The following is a 23664-nucleotide window of genomic DNA, read 5'->3' as shown; positions in this document are numbered from 1 at the left end:
CCGGGTTTCCTCCTCGGACCCGGCTCGCGCCCGCGGACCGGCCCCCGGCATCCAGGGAGGCCGACCATGAACCCCCACCAGCACTCCGGCCGGCTGCTCTTCCCGCTGGTCGCGCTCTTGGTGATCGCGGCCGACCAGGTGAGCAAGGCGTTCGCGCTGGCCGCCTGGAGCGGTACGACGGGGCCGCAGGCCCGGCTGGGGCCGTTCCGCGCGTTGCTGGTGCACAACGCCGGCGTGGCCTTCGGGCTGGGCGACGGCCGCCCGGTGCTGATCTCCATGATCACCCTCACCGGCGCGGTCGCCACCCTGGCCGCCGTCGGCGCGGGGCTGCGGGCCCGGCGCCGGGGCCTGGCGTTCGGCATGGCGCTGATCGCCGGGGGCTCGGTCGGCAACGGCGCCGACCGGGTCGTACGGCCGCCGGGCCCGCTGCGCGGCGCCGTGGTCGACTGGATCACGGTGGCGGGGCGCGGCCCGGTGTTCAACCTGGCCGATGTCGCCCTCGTCTCCGGGACCCTGCTCACCGCGGCCGTGCTGCTGCTCGCCGCCGCGCGGCGGGGTGACGTCAGCCCCCTGCCTTGGGCACCGCGCCCGACCCCGGTCCCGACCCCGAGCCCGGCCCCGAACCCGGCATCCGATCCGGCCCCGGCTCCCGGGTGCTCTCCCGCTCCGCGATCGAGGCCGCGAACTCCTTCAGCCGCGCCAGCGCCGCTTCGTCGGTCAGCCCCCGGGAGGCCAGCGCGCTGGTGATGCGCTGGTAGAGGGACAGCTCACGGGCGCAGGCATGGCACCCCGCCACATGGGCCCGCACCCGGCCCGCCTCCGACGCGTCCAGTTCGCCGTCGAGGTACGCCTGGAGCATCGGCGCGCCCACCGGGCACTCTCTCGTCCGGCGCCGCTCGGTCTCGCGCCACCATGTCCATCGGCTCATGCCTCACCTCGCTCGGGTTCCCGTCCGGTGCGCCCCGCGGCCAGCAACTGGTTCCGGATCCGCCTTCGCGCCCGGTGCAGCCTGCTCATCACCGTCCCCTTGGGGACGTCCAGCACCTGCGCCGCCTCCGCGTACGACAGCCCGTCCACATGCACCAGCCGCACGACCTGCTGGTCGCGGAGCGGCAGCGCGGTGAACGCGGCGTCCACGGCCTCGTCGAAAGCGGTGTCCACCACCAGTTCCTCCGGGGTGGCGTCGCGGGCCGGGGAGAGCCGTTCCAGCTCGGTGTCCGGGTCGTCCAGCAGGCGGGGCCTGCGCTGGCGGCGCCGGCTCACCTCCGCGTGCCGCATGATCGTCAGCAGCCAGGCCCGTGGATGTCTCCCGTCAAAACGGCCGACTGCCCGGTACGCCCGTAGTAACGTGTCCTGCACGAGATCTTCGGCGTCGGCTCGCTGAGCGGTCAGAGACATCGCCACGCGCAGCAGCACCTCGATCTCGGGCAGCACGTACTGGCTGAACATGCGTTGCTGATGGGCGTCCGGGTCAGCCACGTGTGCCTCCTCGGATCCGAACCCCCGGGGCGCGAAAGCGACATATCACACTCTGTGTAACATCTCGCTCACGGCGCCGCGCGGGGTGGTCGGCGATCCGGGTGACACGGCGGCGGGCGGGGCTCGCCGCGAGGGGTACGGGTTATGCCTTCACGGAGATCAGCATCTTGCCGTCGGACGTACGGACCTCGAAGTGGTCGATGTCGGAGCGCGCCATGGCCGCGCCGCCGTGCGCCCACAACGGAGATCTGGCCATCTTCTCCGGGCTGTCCTTGATCCCGTATCCCCGGTCCGGCACGGCCCAGGTCGTCATGGTCTGCTTCTGGCCGTCCTTGCCGACCGCGATGAGGCTGCATTCGAGCGGGCCCTTGACGTTGCCCAGCCTGAGCATCCCGAAGGTGCCCCACATCTTGTTCTCCAGGGCGATCGCCGCGCTCACCTTGGTGTCCGGGTCGGTGGCCTCGACCTTGTCGGGCATGCCCGCGAAGAGCTGGCTGTCGCTCGCCGCGGACGCGACCGGCGGCGCGGCGTCGGAGCCCGAGCCCGAGGTGACGGCCATCGTGCCGAGCGGTCCGCCGACGATCAGCGCGGCAGCCGCCGCGACCAGGTAGAGACCGCGCCGCTTGCGCTTGCTGCGGGCCGCGGCGACCTCGCCCACCATGCGGTTCAGCAGGGCGGGGCCGGGCTTGGCGGTCAGGGTGTCGATGGCGGTCGGGGTGGCGGTGAACGCGTGCGGGGTGTGGCCCGTGATCGCGGTCCGGCCGGGTGTCCCGTGGATGCCGGGGATGTCCGCCGCGAGGTCCGCCAGCAGGGGTTCCAGTCCGGTCAGCTCGTCGAGCTGCCGGCCGCACTGGTCGCAACCGGCCAGATGCTCCTCGAAATAGGTGGCGTCCGCCTCGTCGAGCACGCCGAGCACATACGCGCCAACGGCGTCGTGTCCCGCGTGGTGCGCCTGCGCTGTCATGCCGTCACTCCTCTCTCCTCAAGCGCGAGCTTCATGGAGCGCAGCGCGTAGAAGACCCGGGACCGAACCGTCCCGCTGGGTATGCCGAGCGTTTCCGCCGCCTCATTGACCGTACGGCCCTTGAAGTAGGTCTCGACGAGCACCTCGCGGTGGGCGTCGCTGAGATCGTGCATCGCGTCGGAAAGTGTCATCAGCCGTAGTGCCCGGTCGATCTCGTCCTCCGCCGGCATCAGCTCCAGGGGAGACGGGTCGACCTCCTGGGGCCTGGCCTGCCTGCTGCGGTGCCCGTCGATGACGATGCGCCGCGCGACCGTGACCAGCCAGGGCCGGATGGAACCGGTGGCCCGGGACAGCTGGTCGGCGTTGCGCCAGGCGCGCACCAGGGTCTCCTGCACGACGTCCTCCGCGCGATGGCGATCGCCCGCGACCAGGCGCAGTACGAAGGCGAGCAACGGTCCGGCGTGCTCCTGGTAGAGCGCGCGCATGAGTTGCTCGTCCGGTGTACCGCGCTGCGATCTGGACGGACGCTCATCGGCCACGGCGGCGTCGTCGTGCACCAGAACCTCCAGGACAGGACCTGAGTTGGACAACATCAACTGACGACTCCCGGTCTGTGCCCCGGGGGGGTTGGGTGGCCATGTCGGCCTCTTCCTCCCTTCGTACGGATGGGAGGGGGCGGCCACTCAACGCGTCAGTAAGAAAGTTCCGATCAGTTCCTGGAGTTGCCCGGAGAGAGAGGTGGTGAGGAGGCAGATGAAGGGTCCTCGAGGTGACCGGCCTCAGGTGATGGCCGAGCTGAGGACATGGGGCTGGACCTTGCCCTCCAGCATCGCGCCGAGCCCTTCCACCGCGCAGACACCCGGGTTGTCCGCGATGTGCACCGGGACGCCGGTCGCCTCCCGCAGCAGGGTGTCGAGACCGGGCAGCACCGCGCTGCCGCCCGCCAGCATGATGCCGCGGTCGGCGAGGTCGGCCACCAGATCGGGCGGGCAGCGGCGCAGTACGGCGCTGATCGCGTCGAGGACGGAGGTCAGCGGGGTGCGGATGGCGTCGCGTACGCCATCGACGTCGATCCGTACGGACCGGGCGAGCCCGGTGGCCACGTCGCGGCCGTGCACCTCGGTGCCGAGCGAGGCCAGCGCGGTGTCGCCGAGGACCAGGTGCAGCGGGCGGACGGCCTGGCTCGGCAGCAGCAGGGCGTGCGCGTTGCGCAGGTGCTGGACGATGGTGTGGTCGACCGTCTCGCCGCCCACCGGCGCCCGCTCGGCGGCCACGATCGAGCCCAGCGACAACACCGCGACGTGGGTGGTGGCCGCGCCGCACACCACGATCATCGTGGCCTCGGGCCGCTCCACGGGCAGCCCGCAGCCCACGGCGGCGGCGATCAGCGTGTCCACCAGCTCGACCCGCTTGGCGCCGAGCCCGGCGAGCGTCTCCATGGCGGCGCGCTGGGCGAGCGGATCGGCGTCGTGCGGTACGCACACGGCGGCGCTCGGCCTCGGCTTGCGGCGCCAGGCGCGGCGCAGCTTGGTACCGAGGAGCAGCCGCAGCATGCGCTGCGCCATGGCGATGTCGACGACCGTGCCGTTGGCCACGGGGCGCACCACCCGGATGTGGGCGGGCGTACGGCCCGTCATGCGCTCGGCGAACGCCCCGACCGCGATCACGGCGCCGGTGCGGGTGTTGACGGCGGCCACGGTGGGCTCGTCGACGATCAGGCCGGTGCGCTTGAGGTAGACGCGGGTCCTGGACGCTCCGAGGTCCACGGCGATGGAGCAGCGACGCAGCCGCTCAAGGCTGATGCTCATGTGGCCATCGTGTGCGGCCGGACGCGGCGGCTGCCTCCGGAGGTGCGCCGGTCGGGCGAGCCCCGCACACACCTTGTGGCTAATCCGACGGCTGATCCTTGGCGTCCGCGTAGCACTCCACCGTCGCCACCGTGAGGGGAAAGCGGACCGGAGTGGGGCCGAAGGCGATCGTGCCGGCCGCCTCGCCCGCCTCCACGATCGCCTGCCGCACCGCCGCCACCTCCGGCTCCGGGCAGTGCACGATCACCTCGTCGTGCTGGAAGAAGACCAGCTCGGCGCGGAGCCCGGCGGCCGCCAGGGCGCGGCGCAGCGCGGCGAGCATCAGCACCGCCCAGTCGGCGGCGCTGCCCTGGACGACGAAATTCCGGGTGAAGCGGCCGCGGGCGCGGGCGCTGGGCGTGCTGCCGTAACTCGGCTCCTCGCCCAGGTCGCGCGGCAGGCCCGCCTCGTCGGCCGGGTCGGTGGCGGCGCCGCCGGCCGGTGGGCAGGTGCGGCCCAGCCAGGTCCGCACGAGGCGGCCCTCCTCGCCCGCGCGGGCCGCGTCGTCCACGTAGGCCACGGCCGCCGGGAAGCGGCGCCGGAGCGCGGCGAGGTGCTTGAGCCCGTCCCCCGAGGTCTGCCCGTAGATCGCGCCCAGCAGCGCGAGCTTGGCCTGGTCGCGGCGGCCCGCGAAGGCGCGGTCGGACAGCTCCGTGTACAGATCCCGGCCGGTGCCCGCGACCTCCATCAGACCGGGGTCGCGGGAGATCGCGGCGAGCACCCGGGGCTCCATCTGGGCGGCGTCGGCGACGACCAGCCGCCAGCCCGGATCGGCGACGACCGCGCGCCGCACCACCTTGGGGATCTGGAGCGCCCCGCCGCCGTGGGTGGTCCAGCGGCCGGAGACGGTGCCGCCCGGCAGGTATTCGGGGCGGAAGCGGCCGTCGCGCACCCAGGACTGGAGCCAGGACCAGCCGTGGGCGGTGTGCAGCCGGTACAGCTTCTTGTACCGCAGCAGCGGCTCCACCGCCGGGTGGTCGATCTCCCGCAGCTCCCACGCACGGGTGGAGGTGAGCGCGATGCCCGCGCGCGCGAACGCCCGGATGACGTCGGCGGGCAGATCGGGCCGCACCCGCACCCCGCCGCCGAAGGCGCGGGACACCTCGTCGGCCAGCTCGGCCAGCCGCTGGGGCTCGAGGCCGCCCGGATAGCGCTCGCCGAGCATCTCGTCCAGCAGCTCCCGGTGGCGGTCGGCCCGCCAGGGCACCCCGGCGCGCCGCATTTCGGCGGCGACCAGGGTCCCGGCCGATTCGGCGGTGGTCAGCAGCCGCATCCGGTCCGGGTGCTCGGCCGCCTCCGTACGGGCCAGCTGCGCCTGGTACACCGCCAGCAGCGCGTCGAGCGGATCGGTGCCGGGCGGCAGCGGCGGCGGACCGGGCTCGAACAGCGACGGCTGGGTCTCGGCGGCCCGCACCGGCGGATCCTCGGGAACGGGCAGCCCGCGCAGCCGGGCCCAGGCCGCGGCGAGGGAGCGCGGGGCGCCCGAGCGACCCTCGTGGCCGAGCAGCAGCGCCTCGGCCGCCTCCACGTCGTAACACCGCTCGACCCGGACCCCGGCCGCCAGCAGCCGCGGAGCGACCTCGGCGGTGGACCGCCACACCCACCGGTCGGCCTCCGGGCGGGACCGCACCGCTTCGGCGATCCCGCCCCGTGCCGCCGGGACCTCGACGACCGGCCCGGCGGCCTTTCCGGAGGCGTCCAGCGGGCAGAGACGAACACCCCCGTCGCCCGTCTCCGCCACTGCCCACCTCATGACCGTGAGTCTGGCAGGGGGGTCTGACAACGGCCCGGCAACGGCCCCGGGAGCAACGGCGAGCCGAACTTCGGCGTCCCCGTCTCCGCCTCCACCGTCCTGGCCGAGCCCTCCGGCACACCGGGCTGACGCAGCCCGGCACGACACCTGGCGTCGAGGACGTCCCGCGGGCCAACCCGCGGGGCGTCCTCGACGTCTTTCACGACGACTGATGCGCGCGGGGCGGGGCAGAAGACGCGGTGCTCAAGTGATCATCGAGATTTATGCACGTGCATATGCTCATGCATTTGCCCATGCATAAGCTGAGAAACGCGGCTATGATCCGAGTCAGTTGACAGTTGCACTAATGCACGAACAGTGGAGAGCCCTGTGCGCGACCACCCGTACAACGGCATGGCGGCCGCGGACCTTCAAGGGGTCGTCTGGCAGAAGAGCAGGCACAGCAATTCCCAGGGGTCCTGTGTCGAGTTCGCCAAGCTGCCCGGCGGGCACGTGGCCGTACGGAACTCCCGCTTCCCGGACGGACCGGCGCTCGTCTACACCCCGGCCGAGGTCGAGGCGATGCTGCGCGGCGTCAAGGACGGGGAATTCGACCACCTCGTGCACGACCCCGTCGGCCGTGCGTGAGGGACCACGCGTGAGCGACACTGGTAGTGATCGGTGGGGGCCCTACTGATGTGAGACGGCGATGAGCGATGAACGGCTCGGTTCGCGTCGGACATGTCCTCGGAGTGCCCCTGCGCATGCACTGGAGCGCCCCCGTGCTGATCGTCCTGCTCGCCTATGGACTCGGCCGCGAGACGCTGCCCGCCTGGACGCCCGGCCGGACCGGACTCGTGTACGCGGTCGCGAGCGTGATCGGCGCCCTTCTGCTCATGGGGAGCCTGCTGCTGCATGAGGCCGCGCACGCGGTCACCGCGCGCGGCAAGGGCGTCTCCGTCGAGGACGTCACCCTGTGGGCGCTCGGCGGTGTGACCCAGATGGGGCGGCCGCGCACCGCAGGGATCGCCCTGCTCGTGGCCGTCAGCGGCCCGCTCACCAGCCTGGCCATCGGCGGCGCCGCCGTCGGCGCCGGGATGGGGGCGAAGGCGCTGGCCGGGTGGGGAGTGCCCGCCGCCCTGCTGATCTGGCTGGGCTGGGCCAATCTCCTGCTGGGGGTGTTCAACCTGCTCCCCGCCGCGCCGCTGGACGGCGGCCGGGTGGTGCAGGCGGTGCTGTGGTGGCGTACGGGCGACCGGGACCGGGCCGAGCGGGCGGCCGGGCGCAGCGGCCAGATCTTCGGCGTGCTGCTCATCGCGGTCGGCTGGTTCTCGTTCGTGCGCGGCGAGGGCGGTGGGCTGTGGATCGCGCTCGTCGGGCTGTTCATGATGGTGATCGCCAACGCGGAGCGGCAGCGGGCCGGTATCAACACGGCGCTGCGCGGGGTGCGGGTGGGCGACGCGATGTCGTCCCCGGTCGCGACGGGCGCCGACTGGCTGCCGGTGGGGCGGTTCATCGACGAGGTGGCGGCGCACTCACGCCACTCGGCGCTGCCGCTGCTGGACTTCGAGGGCCGGCCCAGCGGTGTCGTGCGCCTGCGCGCCCTGGCGGCGGTGCCGGCCGGGATGCGGGAGGAGCGGCGGGTGCGCGAGGTGGCGACGCCGGTGGAGCGGTGCACGGTCGCGACGTCGGACGAGCTGCTGAGCGAGGTCCTGGAGCGGGCCCGGCCGGGAGCCGGGGGGATGCCGGTGCTGGTGGTGGACCACGGGCAGCTGGAGGGGATCGTCACCTCCCACGATGTGTCGCGCCTCTTCCAGCTGCACTCGCTGGGCATCACGACGGCGCCCCCGGAGGCGACGCCCCACTGAGCGCCCGACCGCGTTACGGTCCGGGCGGGTGAGCCACGGCTCGGGCGGGCGGGCTACGGCCGGGGCAGGCGGAACAGGGCCCAGACGATCTTGCCGGGCAGCGTTCCGGCCAGCGGATGCCAGCCCCAGCCATCGGTGAACGACTCCACCAGATACAGCCCCCTCCCCGACTCCTCGCAGGCGCCGGCCTCCCCGGTGACCGGTCCGTCCTCGCTGGGGTCGCGTACGGCGCACACCAGCCGTGAGGCGGAGTACATCAGGTGGAGCCGCACCAGGGGCGGTTCGTGTCCGTCGGCGGGCGGGCCGCCCGGCAGGGCCGCGGCGACCGCGTGCCGCAGCGCGTTGGTGACCAGCTCCGAGACGACGAGGGCCACTTCGTCGAGCAGCTCGGGTATGTCCCACTGCCGCAGCGTGGTGCCGGTGAACTGCCGTGCCCCCTTGACCGCGTCGTAGCGCGCGGGGAGCGAACAGGAGACGGCGCCGGAGACGGCGGTGGGATCGATGGCGGGAAGCCCCCTCCACAACGGTTCCAGCAGGACCGAACCTTCGCTCCCCATGCGAGCACTCCTGCATCCGTGGCCCTGACGAATCCTGGCCAGATCTCGTACGAGCTTGCACGTGCGCGACTTCTATCGTTCCGAATGCCGACAGCGGATGCAAGGGCAAATGCACGTGCACGGAGCCGAATTGAGGTATGAGATCCTCCTTTGCCATGTTTTCGTCCTACGCAATTGTGCGTAGGTCTCCCCATCGGGTAATCACTTGGGCACGGACAGGAGCCCGAAAAGTGGCAGACTTCGGCCTGCCGGGTTGCGGGGGCCCATCGCCGGAAGGGCACATTCCGTACAGGGAGGGTCACGGACAGATGACCGCAAGCGAGTCGAGCGGATCGGTGGTGCGCCGCATTCTCCTGGGCTCCCAACTCAGGCGGCTGCGCGAGACCCGAGGCATCACTCGCGAGGCGGCGGGCTATTCGATCCGCGCCTCCGAATCCAAGATCAGCCGGATGGAGCTGGGCCGGGTGAGCTTCAAGGCGCGCGACGTCGAGGACCTGCTCACGCTGTACGGGGTCACCGAGGACGCGGAGCGAGCGGCGCTGCTCGGGCTCGCCCGCGAGGCCAACCTCACCGGCTGGTGGCACAGTTACGGCGATGTGCTGCCGGGCTGGTTCCAGACGTACGTCGGACTGGAGGGCGCCGCCTCGCACATCGCCGTCTACGAGGTCCAGTTCATCCACGGCCTGCTGCAGACCGAGGGCTACGCCCACGCCGTGGTCACCCGGGGGCAGCCGCAGGCGTGCGACTCCGAGGTGGAGCGGCGGGTCGCGCTGCGGATGGAGCGGCAGAAGCTGCTGGTGTCCGAGCGGGCGCCGGCGTTCCACGTGGTGCTGGACGAGGCCGCGCTGCGCCGCCCGTACGGCGGACCGGAGGTGATGCGCGCCCAGCTGCGGCATCTCCTCTCCGTCTCGGAAGCGCCGAACGTGACGCTCCAGGTGATGCCGTTCGCCCTTGGCGGGCACGCGGGGGAGAGCGGTGCGTTCACCCTGCTCCGGTTCCCGGAGCCGGACCTCCCGGACGTCGTCTATCTGGAACAGCTCACCAGCGCGCTCTACCTCGACAAACCCGATGAAGTGGGGCAGTACGAGCGGGTGTTGGAGCGGCTCGGGGCGGACGGTCTGTCCCCGGAGAAGAGCCGGGACCTGCTCGGGAGGCTCCTGCGCGAGGTCTGACCCATCAGTAGGATGACGTGCTGTCAGGAATACCCCCCACGCGTTCGCGGGTGTCCGGATGCGGTCCCGCGTCCTCCAGATTAGGGATGGCATGTCCTACTTCTCCGAGTTGGCCTTTCAGTACATCGGCGGTGAGTGGCGCACCGGCAGTGGTTCCTGGGACATCGTCGACTTCAATCCGTACGACGGGGAGAAGCTGGCCTCCATCACCGTGGCCACCGTCGACGAGGTCGACCTCGCCTACCGCACCGCCGAGCGGGCCCAGCCGGAGTGGGCGGCCCGCAACCCGTACGCCCGCCGGACGGTCTTCGAGCGGGCGCTGCGCGTCATCGAGGAGCGCGAGAAGGAGCTGACCGAGGCGATCATCGCGGAGTGCGGCGGCACCCACCTCAAGGCGGGTTTCGAACTGCACCTCGCCAAGGAGTTCCTGCGCGAGGCGGTCCAGCTGGCGCTGCGCCCCGAGGGCCGCGTCCTGCCGTCGCCCGGCGACGGCAAGGAGAACCGCCTCTACCGGGTGCCGGTCGGCGTCGTCGGCGTGATCAGCCCGTTCAACTTCCCCTTCCTGCTGTCGCTGAAGTCGGTCGCCCCGGCGCTGGCCCTCGGTAACTCGGTCGTCCTCAAGCCGCACCAGAACACCCCGATATGCGGCGGCGGTCTGGTCGCGAAGATCTTCGAGGAGGCCGGGCTGCCGGCCGGGCTGCTCAACGTGGTCGTCACCGACATCGCGGAGATCGGTGACGCCCTGATCGAGCACCCGGTCCCGAAGGTCATCTCGTTCACCGGCTCCGACCGGGTCGGCCGCCATGTCGCCACCGTCGCGGCCTCGCACTTCAAGCGCTCCATCCTGGAGATGGGCGGCAACAGCGCCCTGATCGTGCTGGACGACGCCGACCTCGACTACGCGGTGGACGCCGCGGTGTTCAGCCGCTTCGTCCACCAGGGGCAGGTCTGCATGGCTGCCAACCGGGTGCTGGTGGACCGGTCGGTGGAGCGCGCGTTCACCGAGAAGTTCGTGGCCAAGGTGAAGACGCTGAAGGTGGGCGACCCGGGCGATCCGGCCACCCACATCGGCCCGCTGATCAATGAGGGCCAGGCCGAGGCCATCACCGCGCTCGTCGACCAGACCATCGCCGACGGCGCGACCGCGCTGGTGCGGGGGCGGGCCGAGGGCACCCTGATGGAGCCGACCGTGCTCGGCGACGTCCCCGAGGGCTCGGCGATCCTCCGCCAGGAGGTCTTCGGCCCGGTCGTGGTGCTGATCCCGTTCGACGGCGACGAGGAGGCCGTACGGATCGCCAACGACACCGACTACGGCCTCAGCGGCGCCGTGCACACCGGCGACATCGAGCGCGGCGTCCGCCTCGCCAAGCGCGTCCAGACCGGCATGATCCATGTGAACGACAGCACCGTGCACGACGAGCCGATCGTGCCGTTCGGCGGCGAGAAGCACTCGGGGCTCGGGCGGCTCAACGGGGAGTCGATGGTCGAGGACTTCACCACCACCAAGTGGATCTCGATCCAGCACGGCCGCAGCCAGTTCCCGTTCTGACGCCGTTGCTCCTGCGGAGGGCTTGCGGACCGAAGCTGACCGCAAGCCTTCCTAACGTGGGATTCGTCGAAGGGCACCCGACCCGGGCGCTCTCCTGATGAAAGGCGGCAGCCATGCCCATCGTCGTGAACCCCGAGGCGTGTCTGGACGAGCGCGGCGCGCTCCTCGCGTACCTGGACGGGGCGGCATCCGGCGCGCCGTGCACGGCCTGACCGAGGAGCAGGCCCGCAGCAAGCCCACCGCGAGTTCCCTCTCCCTGGCCGGGCTGCTCAAGCACGTGGCGCGCGGCGAGCGCGGATGGCTGCGGATCCTCCAGGGGGAGAAGGCGGAATTCTCGGAGCAGATGCGGGAGTGGCAGGACCACTGGACGCCCTCCGACGGCGAGACGGTCGAGGCGCTGCTCGCCCAGTACGAGGAGGCGGCGGCCGAGACCGAGGCGGCCGTGCGGGCGCTGCCCTCGCTCGACGCGACCTTCGAGGCGCCCCGCTACCCCTGGGACGAGGGCGGCACCCGCACCTGGCGCTGGGCGGTCCTGCACCTGATCGAGGAGGTCGCCCGGCACGCGGGGCACGCGGACATCATCCGCGAGTCGATCGATGGGAAGGGCGCATTCGATCTGGTCTTCGAGACCGGTGCGATGCCCGAGCCCGATTGGTCGCTCATGGAGGGCTGACACCTCTAACCTGGACCCCAGCGCAGGTCAGGCGGGGCAGGATGGGGAGACGGGCACATGTCAGCGATCCGGCTGCTGGTGCTGGGGGCGGTGCGCCAGCACGGGCGCGCACACGGCTATCAGGTCCGTAACGACCTGGAGTTCTGGGGCGCGCACGAGTGGTCCAACGCCAAACCCGGATCGATCTACCACGCGCTCAAACAGATGGCGAAGCAGGGCCTGATGCGCGCCCACGACGTGGCCCCGAGCACCGTCGGCGGCCCGCCACGCACCGAGTACGAGCTGACCGCGGCGGGCGAGGAGGCGTACTTCAAGCTGCTGCGGGACGCCCTGCTGCGGCACGACCAGAAGATCGACGAGCTGACGGCCGGGGTCGGGTTCATCGTCGATCTGCCGCGTGCCGAGGCCATCACGCTGCTGAAGGAGCGGGTGGCGGCGCTGGAGGCGTGGCGGGCCGAGGTCACCCGGCACTGGTCGCCGCCGGAGGGCGCCCCCGACGAGTGGGGCCACATCGGCGAGATCATGAAGTTCTGGGTGCACTCGGCCGACAGCGGGGCCGAGTGGACCCGCGGGCTGATCGAGCGGCTCGAAGGCGGTGCGTACGTCATGGCGGGCGAGGGGGAGCGCTCGGTGGAGGTCCTGCCGGACGGGGCGCCGAACCCGCACGCGGAGTAGCCCCACCACGATGCCCGGCTGGCTCGGCGCGATCGCGGCGTGGAACCCGATGTCGGCGACGGCCACCGCGGTCCGTGACCTGTTCGGGAGCCCCGGGAGCGGCGGCACGTCATGGGCCGCGGACCACGCCGGACTCCTCGCCGTCTGCTGGCCGTTGGCGCTCCTCGCGGTCTTCTTCCCGCTGGCCGTGGGCCGTTACCGGGGGCTCAGCCGCTGAGCGGCCGACCGCCGTCCCCGATGCCACCTATGTCACACCCCCACCCGCCGTGGCCGGATGCGGATACGGTGCACGTATGGGGAACGACACGGCGGACACGGGGGCGGCTACGACGCGCGGGCCAGGTTATGCCCTGCTCCTCGCCGCCGGGCCGATCGGCAAGCAGCGGCTGATGGACGCGGCCGCCGCGCTGCCACAGCTCGCGGCCGTGCCACCGGCCGCGCTGCTGGGCACGCCCGGCGGCGCCAGCGTCGTCCAACTCGTGGATCCCGCCGACCCGCAGACGGTGCTGACGCACCTGCGGACGGCGGCCGCCCATCCGGGCCCGGTGCTCATCTATCTGGCGGGTCAGCTCACCCTCGATCACAAACAGCGGCTGCCGCACCTCGCGCTGGCCCGTACGACGCCGAGGACCGCCCGCTACACCGCGCTGCCCTGGCACTGGCTGGCCGCCGAGCTGGGCCGGCGGCCACAAGGCAGCACCACGGTGCTCGCCGATCTGGTGGCCGAGGAGACGACCTGGCCGCGGCTGTCCGACGGGCGGCTGCCGGTCGGCACGCTCGCGGACGGGCTGACGCTCTACGGGACGATCGCCCCGGCCCCGCCCAGGCGCCAACTCGCGGCGCCGGTCTACAGCCGCGCCCTCGCCGGGCTGCTGCGCGACGGCACCGGCAGCCCGGCGTTCGCCCTGCTGCACCAGCAGGCCGCCGCCGAGGCGGGGCTCGGCGCAGGGCCCGGACTGCTGCTGGGCGCACCGGTGGAGGGCTACGCGGCGTACGAGGTGTCGGCGACGTACGGGGCCCACCGGGCGCCCGGCGCGTACGAGCCGCAGGGGACTTACGAGCCGCAGGGGACGTACGGGTCGTACGAGGCCCAGCAGCCTCAGCAGCCCCCACACCCCCACCCCCCGGCCGTACCCGGCAGCGCGCCCCCTCCGCCCGGGCCGCCCATGGCCGCCGGGCCCGCCCCGGGGAGCGCCCCGGCGCCCGAGCCCATACCGGCCCGGCGGGCCGAGCCCGTACGGGCTGCCGAGCCCGTTCCCGATCCGCACGCCGCGATCTTCGAGGCCGCGCACGCCGGGCGGCACAGCGAGGCCGCCTCGATGGCCGCCGCCTGGGAGCAGGAGGCCCTCCGGTCGGCCGGTCCGCGCTCGTCCGGCGCGATCCACTGGCTGGAGGTCCGCGCCGATCTCGCCCGGCTCGCCGGGGATCCGGGCCGCGCGTGTGAGCTGTGGCTCGCGGTGGCCGACGCCCGGCTGGGCAATGGCGAGCCGACCGGGCACCCCGAGGTGGAGGGGGCCGTGGACCGGGCCCACCACCAGTGGCAGTTCGTGCAGGAACCGGCCCGGGCGCACGCCCTCGCGCCGATGCTGATCGATCTGCGGGGCCGGGTGCCGGGCCGGAGGCCGGGCGCCCTGGAGGCCGTGCGGCGCAGGGTCGAGCTGCTGCGCGCCACCGCGCAGGCGCGCTGAATCCGGAGATCTCAGTGGTGGAAGGCCGTGGCGACGGCCTCGGGCCGCCCCATCGGCGCCCGCTGCTTCCGCAGTTCGGGCAGGAGCGTCCGCAGATCGTCCAGGAAGAGGTCGGACAGGTCCGCCGAGAAGCCGTTGCGGCACACCACCCGCAGCACCGACAGGTCCTGGCGGTTCGCCGGGAACGCGTACGCGGGCACCAGCCAGCCGTGTTCGCGCAGCCGCCGTGACACGTCGTACACGTCGAAGTTGGTGATCTCCTCGGCCGTCGTGAAGGCGAAGACCGGCAGCTCGTCGCCGCGCGTGAGCATCCTGAAGTCGCCCAGCTCCGCGATCCGTGCCGAGAGCGAGCAGGCCACGTCGCGGGAGGTCTGCTGGACGGCGCGGTAGCCGTCCCGGCCGAGCCGCAGGAAGGTGTAGTACCGGGCGGCCACCTGGGCGCCGGGCCGGGAGAAGTCGAGCGCGAAGGTCGGCATCGCGCCGCCCAGGTAGTCGACCCGGAAGACCAGCTCCTCGGGCAGGCACTCCGGCGTGCGCCACAGCGCCCACCCCACCCCCGGGTAGACGAGGCCGTACTTGTGCCCCGAGGCGTTGATGGAGGAGACGCGGGGCAGCCGGAAGTCCCACATCAGGTCGGTGTCGAGGAACGGCGCCACCATCGCGCCCGAGGCGCCGTCCACATGGACCGGTACGTCCAGACCGGTGCGCTCCTGGAGGCCGTCCAGGGCCGCGCACACCTCGGCGACCGGCTCGTACGACCCGTCGAAGGTCGAGCCGAGCACGGTGACGACGCCGATGGTGTTCTCGTCGCACAGCTCGGCGGCGGCCCGGGGGTCGAGGTGGAACCGGTCGCCCTCCATGGGCACGTGCCGCGGCTCCACCTCCCAGTAGGCGCAGAACTTCTCCCAGCACACCTGGACGTTGATCCCCATGACGTCGAGCATTAGTCGTCGTGCACCAGATGGGGCAGCTGCTCGTAGCAGACTGTGCACGAGGTCGAGTTGGCTCGATCGTGTGATGGTCGGCTCGTGGGCTTGCGGCACCGTGGGCCGGGCGGGTTAGCGTTATCGTGCGATCTGGGACGCCGATGCGGCGCCAGTGTGCGGGGCCCCCGCTCCACCAGAGGATGGTTCGGGGCCTCCCCGTCGCCTCTGGCCGTACCACCTGGCCAGGTCGCGCAGGGAACTGGCCTCCTGGGCCCGGACCACGCACAGGATGCGTGTCGCCGCCCCGGGGTTGAGTACGCCGGGGACCAGGGGGCACCTCCCAGCGGTAGCTGGGGGAGCGCCCAAGACCGTTCGGGGCGTGCGGCTGATCAGGATCACCTCTACTCAGTCCCCAGGAACGGTTGACCGAGATGTCGGGCCGCTTAGCCGCGCCAGCCGCCGTGAAGTGCCATGCTCGTTAAATTGCGAACATGCGACCCAAATGCCCGCTTCCCGCGCCGACGGCATGAGCCGTCGGCGCGGGTCGTCAGTCCGCGCCGTCAGCCCGCCGCGCTGCTGAGCGACAGCTTCGCCGCGAAGCCCAGGAACGCCGCCCCCGCGCCCGCCGACAGCCCGGCCGTCAGCCGCTTGCGCCGCCGGAAGAGGGCCGCGAGATACGTGCCGCCGAAGATCAGCAGGGACAGATAGGTGATGCTGAACAGCTCCGCCCAGAGGCCCAGCGCCAGGAAGGACAGCGCCGGATGGGCGTACTCCGGATCCACGAACTGCACGAAGAAGGAGATGAAGAACAGGATCGCCTTCGGGTTCAGCAGGCTCACGACCAGGGCCCGGCGGTACGGCCGCTCGACCGCCCCGGTCGCCGCGCCGCCCGCGCCGTCCCCGGAGCGCTCGGCGGCGGCCCGCGCGCTGCCAGGACCCTGGCGCCACAGCTTCCGCGCCCCGCGCAGCATGCCCACCGCGAGCCAGGTCAGATAGCCCGCACCGGCGAACTTCACCACGGCGAAGAGCGCCGGGCTCGCCTGGAGCAGCGACGCCACGCCGCCCGCGGACAGCGCCATCAGCACCGCGTCCCCGCACAGCACCCCGCCCGCCGCCCGGTAGGCGGTCCGGGGGCCGCGGCGCGCGGCGACGGACACCACATAGAGCGAGTTCGGGCCCGGCAGCAGGATGATCAGCGCAAGGCCCGCCAGATATGTCGAAAGATCGGTAATCCCCAGCACAATCGGCAGGATGCCAGGGAGCGCGGCCGAGCCCCGCACGATTTCGGCATCCGGACTTGCACCTCACGCGACGTGAGGCGCCACCGTGGAGCCCGTACGGGACCCCGTACAAAGACATGCACGGAGAGCGGACCAGGTCATGAGCTATTCGGTGGGACAGGTCGCGGGCTTCGCCGGGGTAACGGTGCGCACGCTGCACCACTACGACGAGATCGGGCTGCTGCGCCCGAGCGCCCGCAGCACGGCGGGGCACCGGCGGTACGACGACGCCGACCTCGACCGGCTGCAGAGCGTCCTGTTCTACCGGGAACTCGGCTTTCCGCTCGACGAGGTGGCGGTCCTCCTCGACGACCCGGACGCGGACCCGCAGGCCCACCTGCGGCGTCAGCACGCGCTGCTGACCGACCGGATCGAGCAGCTGGAGAAGATGGCCGCCGCCGTCGAACACGCCATGGAGGCACGGAAGATGGGCATCGATCTCACCCCCGAGGAGAAGTTCGAGGTCTTCGGCGACTTCGACCCGGACCAGTACGCGGACGAGGTCGAGGAGCGCTGGGGGAACACCGAGGCGTACCGGGAGTCCCAGCGCAGGGCGGCCACGTACACCAAGGAGGACTGGCAGCGGATCCAGGCCGAGGCCGACGCGCTCAACGACCGCTTCGTCGCCCTGATGGAGTCGGGCGCCGAGCCCGAGTCCGAGGCCGCGATGGACCTCGCCGAGGAGCACCGGCAGGGGATCAGCCGGAACCACTACGACTGCGACCACCGGCTCCATGCCTGCATCGCCGAGAATTATGTGAACGACCACCGCTTCACCGAGAACATCGACAAGGCCAAGCCCGGGCTCGCCGCGTACCTCCGGGACGCGATCCGGGCCAACGCGGAGCGCCACGGGTAAGGAGGGCCCCGAGGGGGAGGGCGGACGGACAGCGGGAACCACGGGCACGCACACGGCGTTGATAGCTTTGGGCGGCACACTGCGAAGCGATGTACCCCGCAGTCAGTCCGTACCCCGACCCTGCGGCCGGGCCTCGCACGAGCACGAGCCTGCACCCCTCGACCCAGGAGCCTGTGACCCGTGACCACCCTCGCGCTCGGCCCTCAGTGGCTGGACCCGGACTATCTGATCCAAACCTTCGGGCTGCTCGGCGTGCTGGCCATCGTCTTCGCGGAGTCCGGCCTGCTCATCGGCTTCTTCCTGCCGGGTGACGCGCTGCTGTTCACCACCGGCCTGCTGGTCACCACCGATGTGATCAAGCAGGACCTGTGGCTGGTGTGCATCGGCATCACCATCGCGGCGGTCGTCGGCGACCAGGTCGGATATCTCTTCGGCCGGAAGGTCGGTCCGGCCCTGTTCAAGCGCCCGGACTCCAAGCTCTTCAAGCAGGAGAACGTGGAGAAGGCGCATGAGTTCTTCGAGAAGCACGGCCCGAAGTCGCTGATCCTGGCCCGCTTCGTGCCCATCGTGCGGACGTTCACGCCGATCATCGCGGGCGTGAGCCGGATGAACTACCGCTCCTTCATCATCTTCAACGTCGTCGGCGGCGTGCTGTGGGGCGTGGGCGTCACCCTGCTGGGCGCGTCGCTCGGCAAGGTCGACTTCGTCCACAAGCACATCGAGCTGATCCTGGTCGGCATCGTCCTGCTGTCCGTCATCCCGATCGCGATCGAGTTCCTGCGGGCCCGGAGCCAGTCCAAGAAGGCGGCCGCCGAGGCCCCGGCCGGGCAGGGGGCCGACCAGCAGGGCCAGCGCGGCCGCCACGCCAAGCGCTGACCCGGACGGCGTTCCCGGGCCCGGCGTTCCACTCCGGCGCGAATCTTCACCCTCACTTCACAGGGGTCACTCCACTACACACCCGTCGCACACGCTGCCCCCACTCTCACTCGGCGGCCACCTCCCCGCACAATGGGCTTCGGTGGTCGCCGATGATGCATCGGGGCCACCGGCAGAGTGCACGGGGAGGCGGTCGAGGAGCGAGGAAGCGTGGGGACGGAGCGACAGTACGGGCAGCGGTGCGCGAGCACGCAGGACGCGGAGGCGGCGGAGAACCGCAAGCCGCAGTCCGATGAGGCGCACAGCGCCTTCACACCGCCCCAGGGCGTACCGAGGCCGCCCTCGCCCGATGGTGAGCACCCGACCTCGGAGTTCGCCATCCCCGAGGGGCTGGCCACCGAGCTGACCGCGACCGAGCCCGAGAGCTCGGCCTTCGTGCCGCCCGCCGGGGTCACCACGTCGGTCAACCAGACCACCGGCGGCTTCCCGGTCTTCACGCCGCCGAACGGCATACCCATGATCCGGCTGACCAAGGATTCGCCCTGGCAGGACCGGATGCGCACGATGCTGCGGATGCCGATCAGCGAGCGCCCGACACCCGCCGAGCGCGCCGATCCGCAGGACGAGACGGGTCCCGCCGTCCCTCGTGTGCTCGATCTCACTCTCCGCATCGCCGAGCTGCTCCTCGCGGGCGGCGAGGGGGCCGAGGACGTCGAGGCGGCGATGCTCGGCGTGGCGCACGCGTACGGGCTCGACCGCTGCGAGCCGACGGTGACCTTCACCCTGTTGTCGGTCAGCTACCAGCCCTCGCTGGTCGACGACCCGGTCACCGCCAGCCGTACGGTGCGCCGCCGGGGCACCGACTACACCCGGCTGGCCGCCGTCTTCCGGCTGGTCGACGACATCACCTCCAGCGACGACTTCACCCTGGAGGAGGCGTACCGGCGGCTCGCCGAGATACGCCGTAACCGCCACCCGTACCCCAGCTGGGCGCTCACCGTGGCCGCGGGCGGGCTGGCCGGCGCGGCGAGCATGCTGGTCGGCGGCGCGTGGCCGGTCTTCTTCGCGGCGGCGATCGGGGCGATGCTCGGCGACCGGCTGGCGTGGCTGGCGTCCGGGCGCGGGCTGCCGGAGTTCTACCAGTTCGTGGTCGCGGCGATGCCGCCCGCCGCGATGGGCATCGCGCTCAGCCTCGCGGGCGCGGAGCTCCAGTCGTCCGCGGTGATCACCGGTGGGCTGTTCGCCCTGATCCCCGGACGGGCCCTGGTGGCGAGCGTCCAGGACGGGCTGACCGGGTATTACATCACCGCCGCCGCCCGCCTGCTGGAGGTCGGCTACCTGATCGTCGGCATCGTCTGCGGCGTGCTCACCGTGCTCTACGGCGGGCTCCAGCTGAACGCCAAGCTGAACCCGGAGGCGGCGCTGGTGGGACAGCCGGAGCCGGTCACCCAGATCCTGGCGGCGATGCTGCTCGCGCTGACGTTCTGCATCCTGCTCCAGCAGGAACGTCACACCGTGCTCTTCGCCACGCTCAACGGCGGGGTCGCCTGGGTGGTCTACGGCGCGCTCGCCGACACCGCCAAGGTGCCGCCCGTCGCCGCCACGACCGTGGCCGCCGGGCTGGTCGGCCTGTTCGCGCAACTGCTCTCCCGCTACCGCTACGTGTCCGCCCTGCCGTACGTCACGGCGGCGATCGGGCCGCTGCTGCCCGGTAGCGCGACGTACTTCGGACTGCTCGCGCTCGCCCAGGGAAATCTGGACCGCGGCATCCCCCATCTCACCCAGGCGGCGGCACTGGCCCTGGCGATCGCCATCGGGGTGAATCTGGGTGGCGAGGCGGCCCGGCTGTTCCTCAAGATCCCGGGCAGCGGGGACGACCCCTCGGGCCGTCGTGCGGCCAAGCGCACCCGCGGCTTCTGACCCGCGGCTGACCTGCGTAAACGCAGAACGGGCCGGCCCCAAGGGCCGGCCCGTTCGGGTGTCGGGGCTCAGTGGCCGCCCGACGCCTCCAGGCGCTTGATGGACGCCTCGACCTCGGCCTCGGCCTCGGCGCGTCCCACCCAGTTGGCCCCCTCGACCGACTTGCCGGGCTCCAGGTCCTTGTAGACCTCGAAGAAGTGCTGGATCTCCAGGCGGTCGAACTCCGATACGTGGTGAATGTCACGCAGATGCTCGACCCGCGGGTCCGACGCGGGCACGCACAGCAGCTTGTCGTCGCCCCCCGCCTCGTCGGTCATCCTGAACATGCCGATGGCACGGCACTTGATCAGGCAGCCGGGGAACGTCGGCTCGTCGAGAATGACCAGGGCGTCCAGCGGGTCGCCGTCCTCGCCGAGGGTGTTCTCGACAAAGCCGTAGTCCGCCGGGTAGCTGGTCGAAGTGAAGAGCCGACGGTCGAGACGGAGGCGCCCCGTCTCGTGGTCCACCTCGTACTTGTTCCGCGAACCCTTCGGGATCTCGATGGTGACGTCGAACTCCACGGGTGGCTCCTCCATGATCAACACATACGTCTGGTGATTAAGTGTCCCCCACGCAGGTGTGTGGTGGCGAAAGGGGCTGGTCCGTCGTGCCTGAAGCCAGATCACGGCAGTTCAGGGAGTTGCTCAAGCGCGGGCAGACCCTCGTGCGGGACCAGTGGCGCCGCCGGGGCCGGTGGCCGGGCGCCCGGGCCCTCCAACAGCTCCGCGAGCGCTGGTGGAACAGGCCGGTCCGGGAACCGCTCCACGAACGGCTCAGGACCCGCTGGCGGAACAGCCGGACGCACGACCGCTGGCAGCGCACTCCGCCCCAACAGCGTGGCACCTGGCGGCTGGTGGCCGTCTCCGGCACGGTCGGCCTCGCCGTCGCGGCCGGATCGGTGCTCGCCGCCGGACCCTGGGACACCGGCCAGCGTGACGCCGAACGCGCCCGCGCCGCCCGGGGACCGGGCGCGGGTGGCGAGCGTCACCCCGGGAACACCGCCCCCAGCGCCGCGCCCGTGCTGGCCGCCCTCGGCGCGCCCGGCGCCGTGCCGTCGCCGGACAGCGGCGAGGACGCGGTCCCGTCGCCCACCGGAGGCGGGCTCGCCGACGCCCTGGAACCGCTGTTGGACGACCCGGCGCTGGGCACCGACCGCTCGGCGTCCGTCGTGGACGTGACGACGGGCCGGCAGGTGTTCGGGACCGGCGCGAAGGACGCCGTGGTGCCCGCGTCGACCATCAAGCTGGCGACCGGCGCCGCCGCGCTGTCCGCCCTCGGCCCCGACCACCGGATCAAGACCACCGTCGTCCGGGGCGGCGGCGACGGCATCGTGCTGGTCGGCGGCGGCGATCCGACCCTCACCGCCCGCGCCGCCAAGGGCGAAGGGCCCGCCTCGCTGCGCGCCCTGGCCGACGGCACCGCCGGCGCCCTCAAGAAGAGCGGCACGACATCGGTCCGGCTCGGGTACGACACCTCGCTGTACTCCGGGCCCGGGCTGCACCCCATCGGCCCCAACGAGAACATCTCGCCCGTCACCCCCCTGATGGCCGACGAGGGCCGCCTCGACAACAGCGACCACGGCCCGGCCGCCCGCTCCCAGGACCCCGCCGCCGACGCGGCCAAAACGTTCGCCTCGATGCTGCGCGACCGCGGCGTCGCGGTGACCGGGGACCCGCGGCCCCAGGAGGCCGGAAAGCACCCCCGGCCGCTGGCCACCGTCCGTTCCCAGCCACTGTCCGCACTCGTCGAGCGGATGCTGACCAACAGCGACAACGACATCGCCGAGGCCCTGGCCCGGCAGACCGCCGTCGCCTCCGGTGAGCCCGCGAGCTTCGCCGGCGCGGCGAAGGCCGTGGCCGCCCGGCTGAAGACGCTCCGGCTGCCGGTCTCCGGCGCCCGGATCGCGGACGGCAGCGGGCTCGACCGCGACGACCACGTCTCCGCCGCGCTGCTCGCCCAGGTGCTGGTACGGGCCGCGGACATCGGCCACCCCGAGCTGCGGCCGCTGCTCACCGGGCTGCCGGTGGCCGGATTCAGCGGCACCCTGCGCACCCGCTACGGCGCGGACACCGTCGGCCGCGGCGTGGTGCGGGCCAAGACCGGCACCCTGACCGGGGTCAACACCCTGGCGGGCAGCGTGGTGGACGCCGACGGCCGGCTGCTGGTCTTCGCGTTCATGACCAACGGCACCACCGACCCCCAGGGCGCCCAGCGCGCCCTGGACACCATGGCCTCGGCGCTCGCCAACTGCGGATGCCGGTGAGGCCAGGGGGTGTCTTGTCGGTCAGGCCGGATGATCGGCAAGACACCCCCTGGGGCGACGTGGGCGGCGCGTCGCCCGGCCGGGCCGGGGGCGGCCGGGTGTGCGGGGCGCTCGTCTCCTCCCGGATGCGGCGCGGGCCACGTACCGTGAAGCCATGACGAGCATCGGTGGTGTGGAGATGGTCGACTGGAACCTGGCCGTCGCGACCGCGACCCGGCTGGTGCGCCCGGGCCCCGAGGTGAGCCGGGACGAGGCGCGCGCCGTCGTCGCGGAGTTGCGCAGGCACGCGAAATCGTCGGAGGAGCACGTACGCGGCTTCACCCGGATGGCCGTCCCCGGCGGCCCGGCCGCCGACACCCCCGTCCTCGTCGTGGACCGCGCGGGCTGGATCAAGGCCAATGTGGCGGGATTCCGCCAGATCCTGTCGCCGCTGCTGGGCAAGATGCAGGACCGGCGCGGCGGGCTGCCCGGCGGGGCGGTGCTGGGCGCGGTCGGCGGCAAGGTGACCGGCGTCGAGCTGGGGATGCTGCTGTCGTTCCTGGCCTCCCGGGTGCTCGGCCAGTACGAGACGTTCGCGCCCGCCTCCCGCGACCTGCCCGCCGGGTCCCCGGGCGGCGGCCGGCTGCTGCTGGTCGCCCCCAACATCGTCCATGTGGAGCGCGAGCTGGACGTGGCCCCGCACGACTTCCGGCTGTGGGTCTCGCTGCACGAGGAGACCCACCGCACGCAGTTCACCGCGGTGCCCTGGCTGCGCGACCACATCGAGTCCGAGATCCAGGCGTTCCTGGGCGAGACCGACGTGGATCCGGCCACCCTGCTGGAGCGGCTCCGGGAGGCCGTCCAGTCGCTGGGCGGCGGGCGGCCGGACGGGGAGGGGGCCGCCGAGCGCGGCGCCTCGCCCAGCATCATCGAGCTGGTCCAGACCCCGGCCCAGCGCGAGATCCTGGCCCGGCTGACCGCCGTGATGTCGCTGCTGGAGGGGCACGCGGACTATGTGATGGACGGGGTCGGGCCGGACGTCGTGCCCTCCGTGGCCGAGATCCGCGAGAAGTTCCAGAAGCGGCGGGCCAGCGGCGCGGGCCGGCTCGACCAGGCGCTGCGCAAGCTGCTGGGGCTCGACGCCAAGCTGCGGCAGTACCGTGACGGTGAGCGGTTCGTGCGGGCCGTGGCGGACCAGGTCGGCATGGACGGCTTCAACCGGGTCTGGACCTCCCCGAACACGCTCCCCACGAAGTCGGAGATCAGCAAACCCGCCGAGTGGGTCGCGCGGGTGCATCGTAAGGCGGAGTCGTGAAAC

The 23664-nt window shown here is 72.3% G+C and carries 21 protein-coding genes and 3 pseudogenes; 14 read left to right on the top strand and 10 right to left on the bottom strand.

Going from position 1 to position 23664, the window contains the following annotated elements; translation table 11 throughout:
- Positions 1 to 66: 66 nt before the first annotated feature.
- Positions 67 to 747: a signal peptidase II gene (locus tag ACH4SI_RS39930; RefSeq protein ID WP_398305189.1), complete on the top strand. Its 681-nt coding sequence runs from the start codon at positions 67 to 69 to the stop codon at positions 745 to 747.
- 37 nt (positions 748 to 784) lie between these two features.
- Here ACH4SI_RS39930 and ACH4SI_RS39925 read toward each other — a convergent pair.
- The 6 genes and pseudogenes from ACH4SI_RS39925 to ACH4SI_RS39900 all read right to left on the bottom strand — a co-directional run.
- Positions 785 to 859: pseudogene (locus tag ACH4SI_RS39925) on the bottom strand (zf-HC2 domain-containing protein); the annotation flags it as partial.
- A 65-nt stretch (positions 860 to 924) separates the two neighbouring features.
- Entirely contained in the window at positions 925 to 1479 is a 555-nt protein-coding gene (locus ACH4SI_RS39920; RefSeq protein WP_039938547.1) for an RNA polymerase sigma factor, read from the bottom strand.
- Between the two features lie 142 nt (positions 1480 to 1621).
- Positions 1622 to 2443 (bottom strand): zf-HC2 domain-containing protein, encoded by an 822-nt coding sequence (locus tag ACH4SI_RS39915; protein WP_398305186.1) that lies wholly within the window; start codon positions 2441 to 2443, stop codon positions 1622 to 1624.
- Positions 2440 to 3036, bottom strand: coding sequence for a sigma-70 family RNA polymerase sigma factor (locus ACH4SI_RS39910; RefSeq protein WP_050799946.1), 597 nt, complete (start codon positions 3034 to 3036; stop codon positions 2440 to 2442). Before ACH4SI_RS39910 ends, ACH4SI_RS39915 begins: the two co-directional genes overlap by 4 nt.
- Positions 3037 to 3222: 186 nt before the next feature.
- A complete protein-coding gene (locus ACH4SI_RS39905) occupies positions 3223 to 4251 on the bottom strand; it encodes a rod shape-determining protein (RefSeq protein ID WP_398305183.1) in 1029 nt (342 codons plus the stop codon).
- 79 nt (positions 4252 to 4330) lie between these two features.
- Positions 4331 to 6043 (bottom strand): bifunctional 3'-5' exonuclease/DNA polymerase, encoded by a 1713-nt coding sequence (locus ACH4SI_RS39900; RefSeq protein WP_398305180.1) that lies wholly within the window; start codon positions 6041 to 6043, stop codon positions 4331 to 4333.
- A gap of 393 nt (positions 6044 to 6436) precedes the next feature.
- Between ACH4SI_RS39900 and ACH4SI_RS39895 the strand changes: the two genes are divergently transcribed.
- A complete protein-coding gene (locus tag ACH4SI_RS39895) occupies positions 6437 to 6670 on the top strand; it encodes a DUF397 domain-containing protein (protein WP_398305264.1) in 234 nt (77 codons plus the stop codon).
- A 68-nt stretch (positions 6671 to 6738) separates the two neighbouring features.
- Entirely contained in the window at positions 6739 to 7890 is a 1152-nt protein-coding gene (locus tag ACH4SI_RS39890) for a site-2 protease family protein (protein ID WP_398305177.1), read from the top strand.
- Positions 7891 to 7943: 53 nt separating this feature from the next.
- Here the strand turns inward: ACH4SI_RS39890 and ACH4SI_RS39885 are convergent, their stop codons facing one another.
- Positions 7944 to 8447, bottom strand: a complete 504-nt coding sequence (locus ACH4SI_RS39885; protein ID WP_398305174.1) for an ATP-binding protein — start codon at positions 8445 to 8447, stop codon at positions 7944 to 7946.
- 308 nt (positions 8448 to 8755) lie between these two features.
- Here ACH4SI_RS39885 and ACH4SI_RS39880 point away from each other — a divergent pair, with 308 nt between their 5' ends.
- From ACH4SI_RS39880 to ACH4SI_RS39855, 6 genes and pseudogenes are all read left to right on the top strand, one after another.
- The gene (locus ACH4SI_RS39880; RefSeq protein ID WP_398305171.1) at positions 8756 to 9619 is read left to right on the top strand and encodes a helix-turn-helix domain-containing protein; all 864 of its coding nucleotides are present in this window, start codon (positions 8756 to 8758) and stop codon (positions 9617 to 9619) included.
- A gap of 91 nt (positions 9620 to 9710) precedes the next feature.
- Entirely contained in the window at positions 9711 to 11168 is a 1458-nt protein-coding gene (locus ACH4SI_RS39875; RefSeq protein WP_398305168.1) for an aldehyde dehydrogenase family protein, read from the top strand.
- A gap of 199 nt (positions 11169 to 11367) precedes the next feature.
- On the top strand, positions 11368 to 11841 hold the full coding sequence (locus tag ACH4SI_RS39870) for a DinB family protein (protein ID WP_398305165.1): 474 nt from the start codon (positions 11368 to 11370) through the stop codon (positions 11839 to 11841).
- Positions 11842 to 11898: 57 nt separating this feature from the next.
- Entirely contained in the window at positions 11899 to 12516 is a 618-nt protein-coding gene (locus ACH4SI_RS39865) for a PadR family transcriptional regulator (RefSeq protein ID WP_398305162.1), read from the top strand.
- Positions 12512 to 12733: pseudogene (locus ACH4SI_RS39860) on the top strand (ABC transporter permease); the annotation flags it as partial. The gene ACH4SI_RS39865 and the pseudogene ACH4SI_RS39860, both read left to right, overlap by 5 nt.
- A gap of 76 nt (positions 12734 to 12809) precedes the next feature.
- Positions 12810 to 14204, top strand: coding sequence for a hypothetical protein (locus ACH4SI_RS39855; RefSeq protein ID WP_398305159.1), 1395 nt, complete (start codon positions 12810 to 12812; stop codon positions 14202 to 14204).
- Between the two features lie 11 nt (positions 14205 to 14215).
- Here ACH4SI_RS39855 and ACH4SI_RS39850 read toward each other — a convergent pair.
- Positions 14216 to 15139, bottom strand: a pseudogene (locus ACH4SI_RS39850) (glutamate decarboxylase); the annotation flags it as partial.
- 551 nt (positions 15140 to 15690) lie between these two features.
- On the bottom strand, positions 15691 to 16371 hold the full coding sequence (gene leuE / locus ACH4SI_RS39845; RefSeq protein WP_398305156.1) for a leucine efflux protein LeuE: 681 nt from the start codon (positions 16369 to 16371) through the stop codon (positions 15691 to 15693).
- 139 nt (positions 16372 to 16510) lie between these two features.
- Between leuE and ACH4SI_RS39840 the strand changes: the two genes are divergently transcribed.
- From ACH4SI_RS39840 to ACH4SI_RS39830, 3 genes are all read left to right on the top strand, one after another.
- A complete protein-coding gene (locus tag ACH4SI_RS39840) occupies positions 16511 to 17269 on the top strand; it encodes a MerR family transcriptional regulator (protein WP_398305153.1) in 759 nt (252 codons plus the stop codon).
- 180 nt (positions 17270 to 17449) lie between these two features.
- Positions 17450 to 18145 carry a DedA family protein gene (locus tag ACH4SI_RS39835; RefSeq protein ID WP_398305150.1) on the top strand — a complete coding sequence of 232 codons (696 nt, stop codon included), beginning with the start codon at positions 17450 to 17452 and terminating at the stop codon, positions 18143 to 18145.
- Positions 18146 to 18355: 210 nt separating this feature from the next.
- Complete coding sequence (locus ACH4SI_RS39830; RefSeq protein ID WP_398305147.1) at positions 18356 to 20065, top strand: threonine/serine exporter ThrE family protein; 1710 nt, start codon at positions 18356 to 18358, stop codon at positions 20063 to 20065.
- 68 nt (positions 20066 to 20133) lie between these two features.
- Here the strand turns inward: ACH4SI_RS39830 and ACH4SI_RS39825 are convergent, their stop codons facing one another.
- Positions 20134 to 20625 carry an inorganic diphosphatase gene (locus ACH4SI_RS39825; protein ID WP_391168451.1) on the bottom strand — a complete coding sequence of 164 codons (492 nt, stop codon included), beginning with the start codon at positions 20623 to 20625 and terminating at the stop codon, positions 20134 to 20136.
- Positions 20626 to 20711: 86 nt separating this feature from the next.
- Here ACH4SI_RS39825 and dacB point away from each other — a divergent pair, with 86 nt between their 5' ends.
- Together dacB and ACH4SI_RS39815 are read left to right on the top strand one after the other, a co-directional pair.
- Positions 20712 to 22367: a D-alanyl-D-alanine carboxypeptidase/D-alanyl-D-alanine-endopeptidase gene (gene dacB / locus ACH4SI_RS39820; protein ID WP_398305144.1), complete on the top strand. Its 1656-nt coding sequence runs from the start codon at positions 20712 to 20714 to the stop codon at positions 22365 to 22367.
- Positions 22368 to 22521: 154 nt separating this feature from the next.
- Complete coding sequence (locus ACH4SI_RS39815; protein ID WP_398305141.1) at positions 22522 to 23661, top strand: zinc-dependent metalloprotease; 1140 nt, start codon at positions 22522 to 22524, stop codon at positions 23659 to 23661.
- Positions 23662 to 23664: the final 3 nt, after the last annotated feature.

It is taken from the genome of Streptomyces sp. NPDC021212 (assembly GCF_044332925.1).
Lineage (GTDB): Bacteria > Actinomycetota > Actinomycetes > Streptomycetales > Streptomycetaceae > Streptomyces.
This window is presented reverse-complemented; position numbering and strand designations above follow the sequence as displayed.

What these genes read in the sequence shown, in the direction of transcription:
- ACH4SI_RS39910 (WP_050799946.1), bottom strand. Translation starts at nt 3,036, where the DNA reads ATGTTGTCCAACTCAGGTCCTGTCCTGGAGGTTCTGGTGCACGACGAC.
- ACH4SI_RS39880 (WP_398305171.1), top strand. Translation starts at nt 8,756, where the DNA reads ATGACCGCAAGCGAGTCGAGCGGATCGGTGGTGCGCCGCATTCTCCTG.
- ACH4SI_RS39815 (WP_398305141.1), top strand. Translation starts at nt 22,522, where the DNA reads ATGACGAGCATCGGTGGTGTGGAGATGGTCGACTGGAACCTGGCCGTC.
- ACH4SI_RS39915 (WP_398305186.1), bottom strand. Translation starts at nt 2,443, where the DNA reads ATGACAGCGCAGGCGCACCACGCGGGACACGACGCCGTTGGCGCGTAT.
- ACH4SI_RS39900 (WP_398305180.1), bottom strand. Translation starts at nt 6,043, where the DNA reads ATGAGGTGGGCAGTGGCGGAGACGGGCGACGGGGGTGTTCGTCTCTGC.
- ACH4SI_RS39905 (WP_398305183.1), bottom strand. Translation starts at nt 4,251, where the DNA reads ATGAGCATCAGCCTTGAGCGGCTGCGTCGCTGCTCCATCGCCGTGGAC.
- ACH4SI_RS39930 (WP_398305189.1), top strand. Translation starts at nt 67, where the DNA reads ATGAACCCCCACCAGCACTCCGGCCGGCTGCTCTTCCCGCTGGTCGCG.
- ACH4SI_RS39885 (WP_398305174.1), bottom strand. Translation starts at nt 8,447, where the DNA reads ATGGGGAGCGAAGGTTCGGTCCTGCTGGAACCGTTGTGGAGGGGGCTT.
- ACH4SI_RS39890 (WP_398305177.1), top strand. Translation starts at nt 6,739, where the DNA reads ATGAACGGCTCGGTTCGCGTCGGACATGTCCTCGGAGTGCCCCTGCGC.
- ACH4SI_RS39840 (WP_398305153.1), top strand. Translation starts at nt 16,511, where the DNA reads ATGAGCTATTCGGTGGGACAGGTCGCGGGCTTCGCCGGGGTAACGGTG.
- ACH4SI_RS39855 (WP_398305159.1), top strand. Translation starts at nt 12,810, where the DNA reads ATGGGGAACGACACGGCGGACACGGGGGCGGCTACGACGCGCGGGCCA.
- ACH4SI_RS39865 (WP_398305162.1), top strand. Translation starts at nt 11,899, where the DNA reads ATGTCAGCGATCCGGCTGCTGGTGCTGGGGGCGGTGCGCCAGCACGGG.
- ACH4SI_RS39875 (WP_398305168.1), top strand. Translation starts at nt 9,711, where the DNA reads ATGTCCTACTTCTCCGAGTTGGCCTTTCAGTACATCGGCGGTGAGTGG.
- ACH4SI_RS39895 (WP_398305264.1), top strand. Translation starts at nt 6,437, where the DNA reads ATGGCGGCCGCGGACCTTCAAGGGGTCGTCTGGCAGAAGAGCAGGCAC.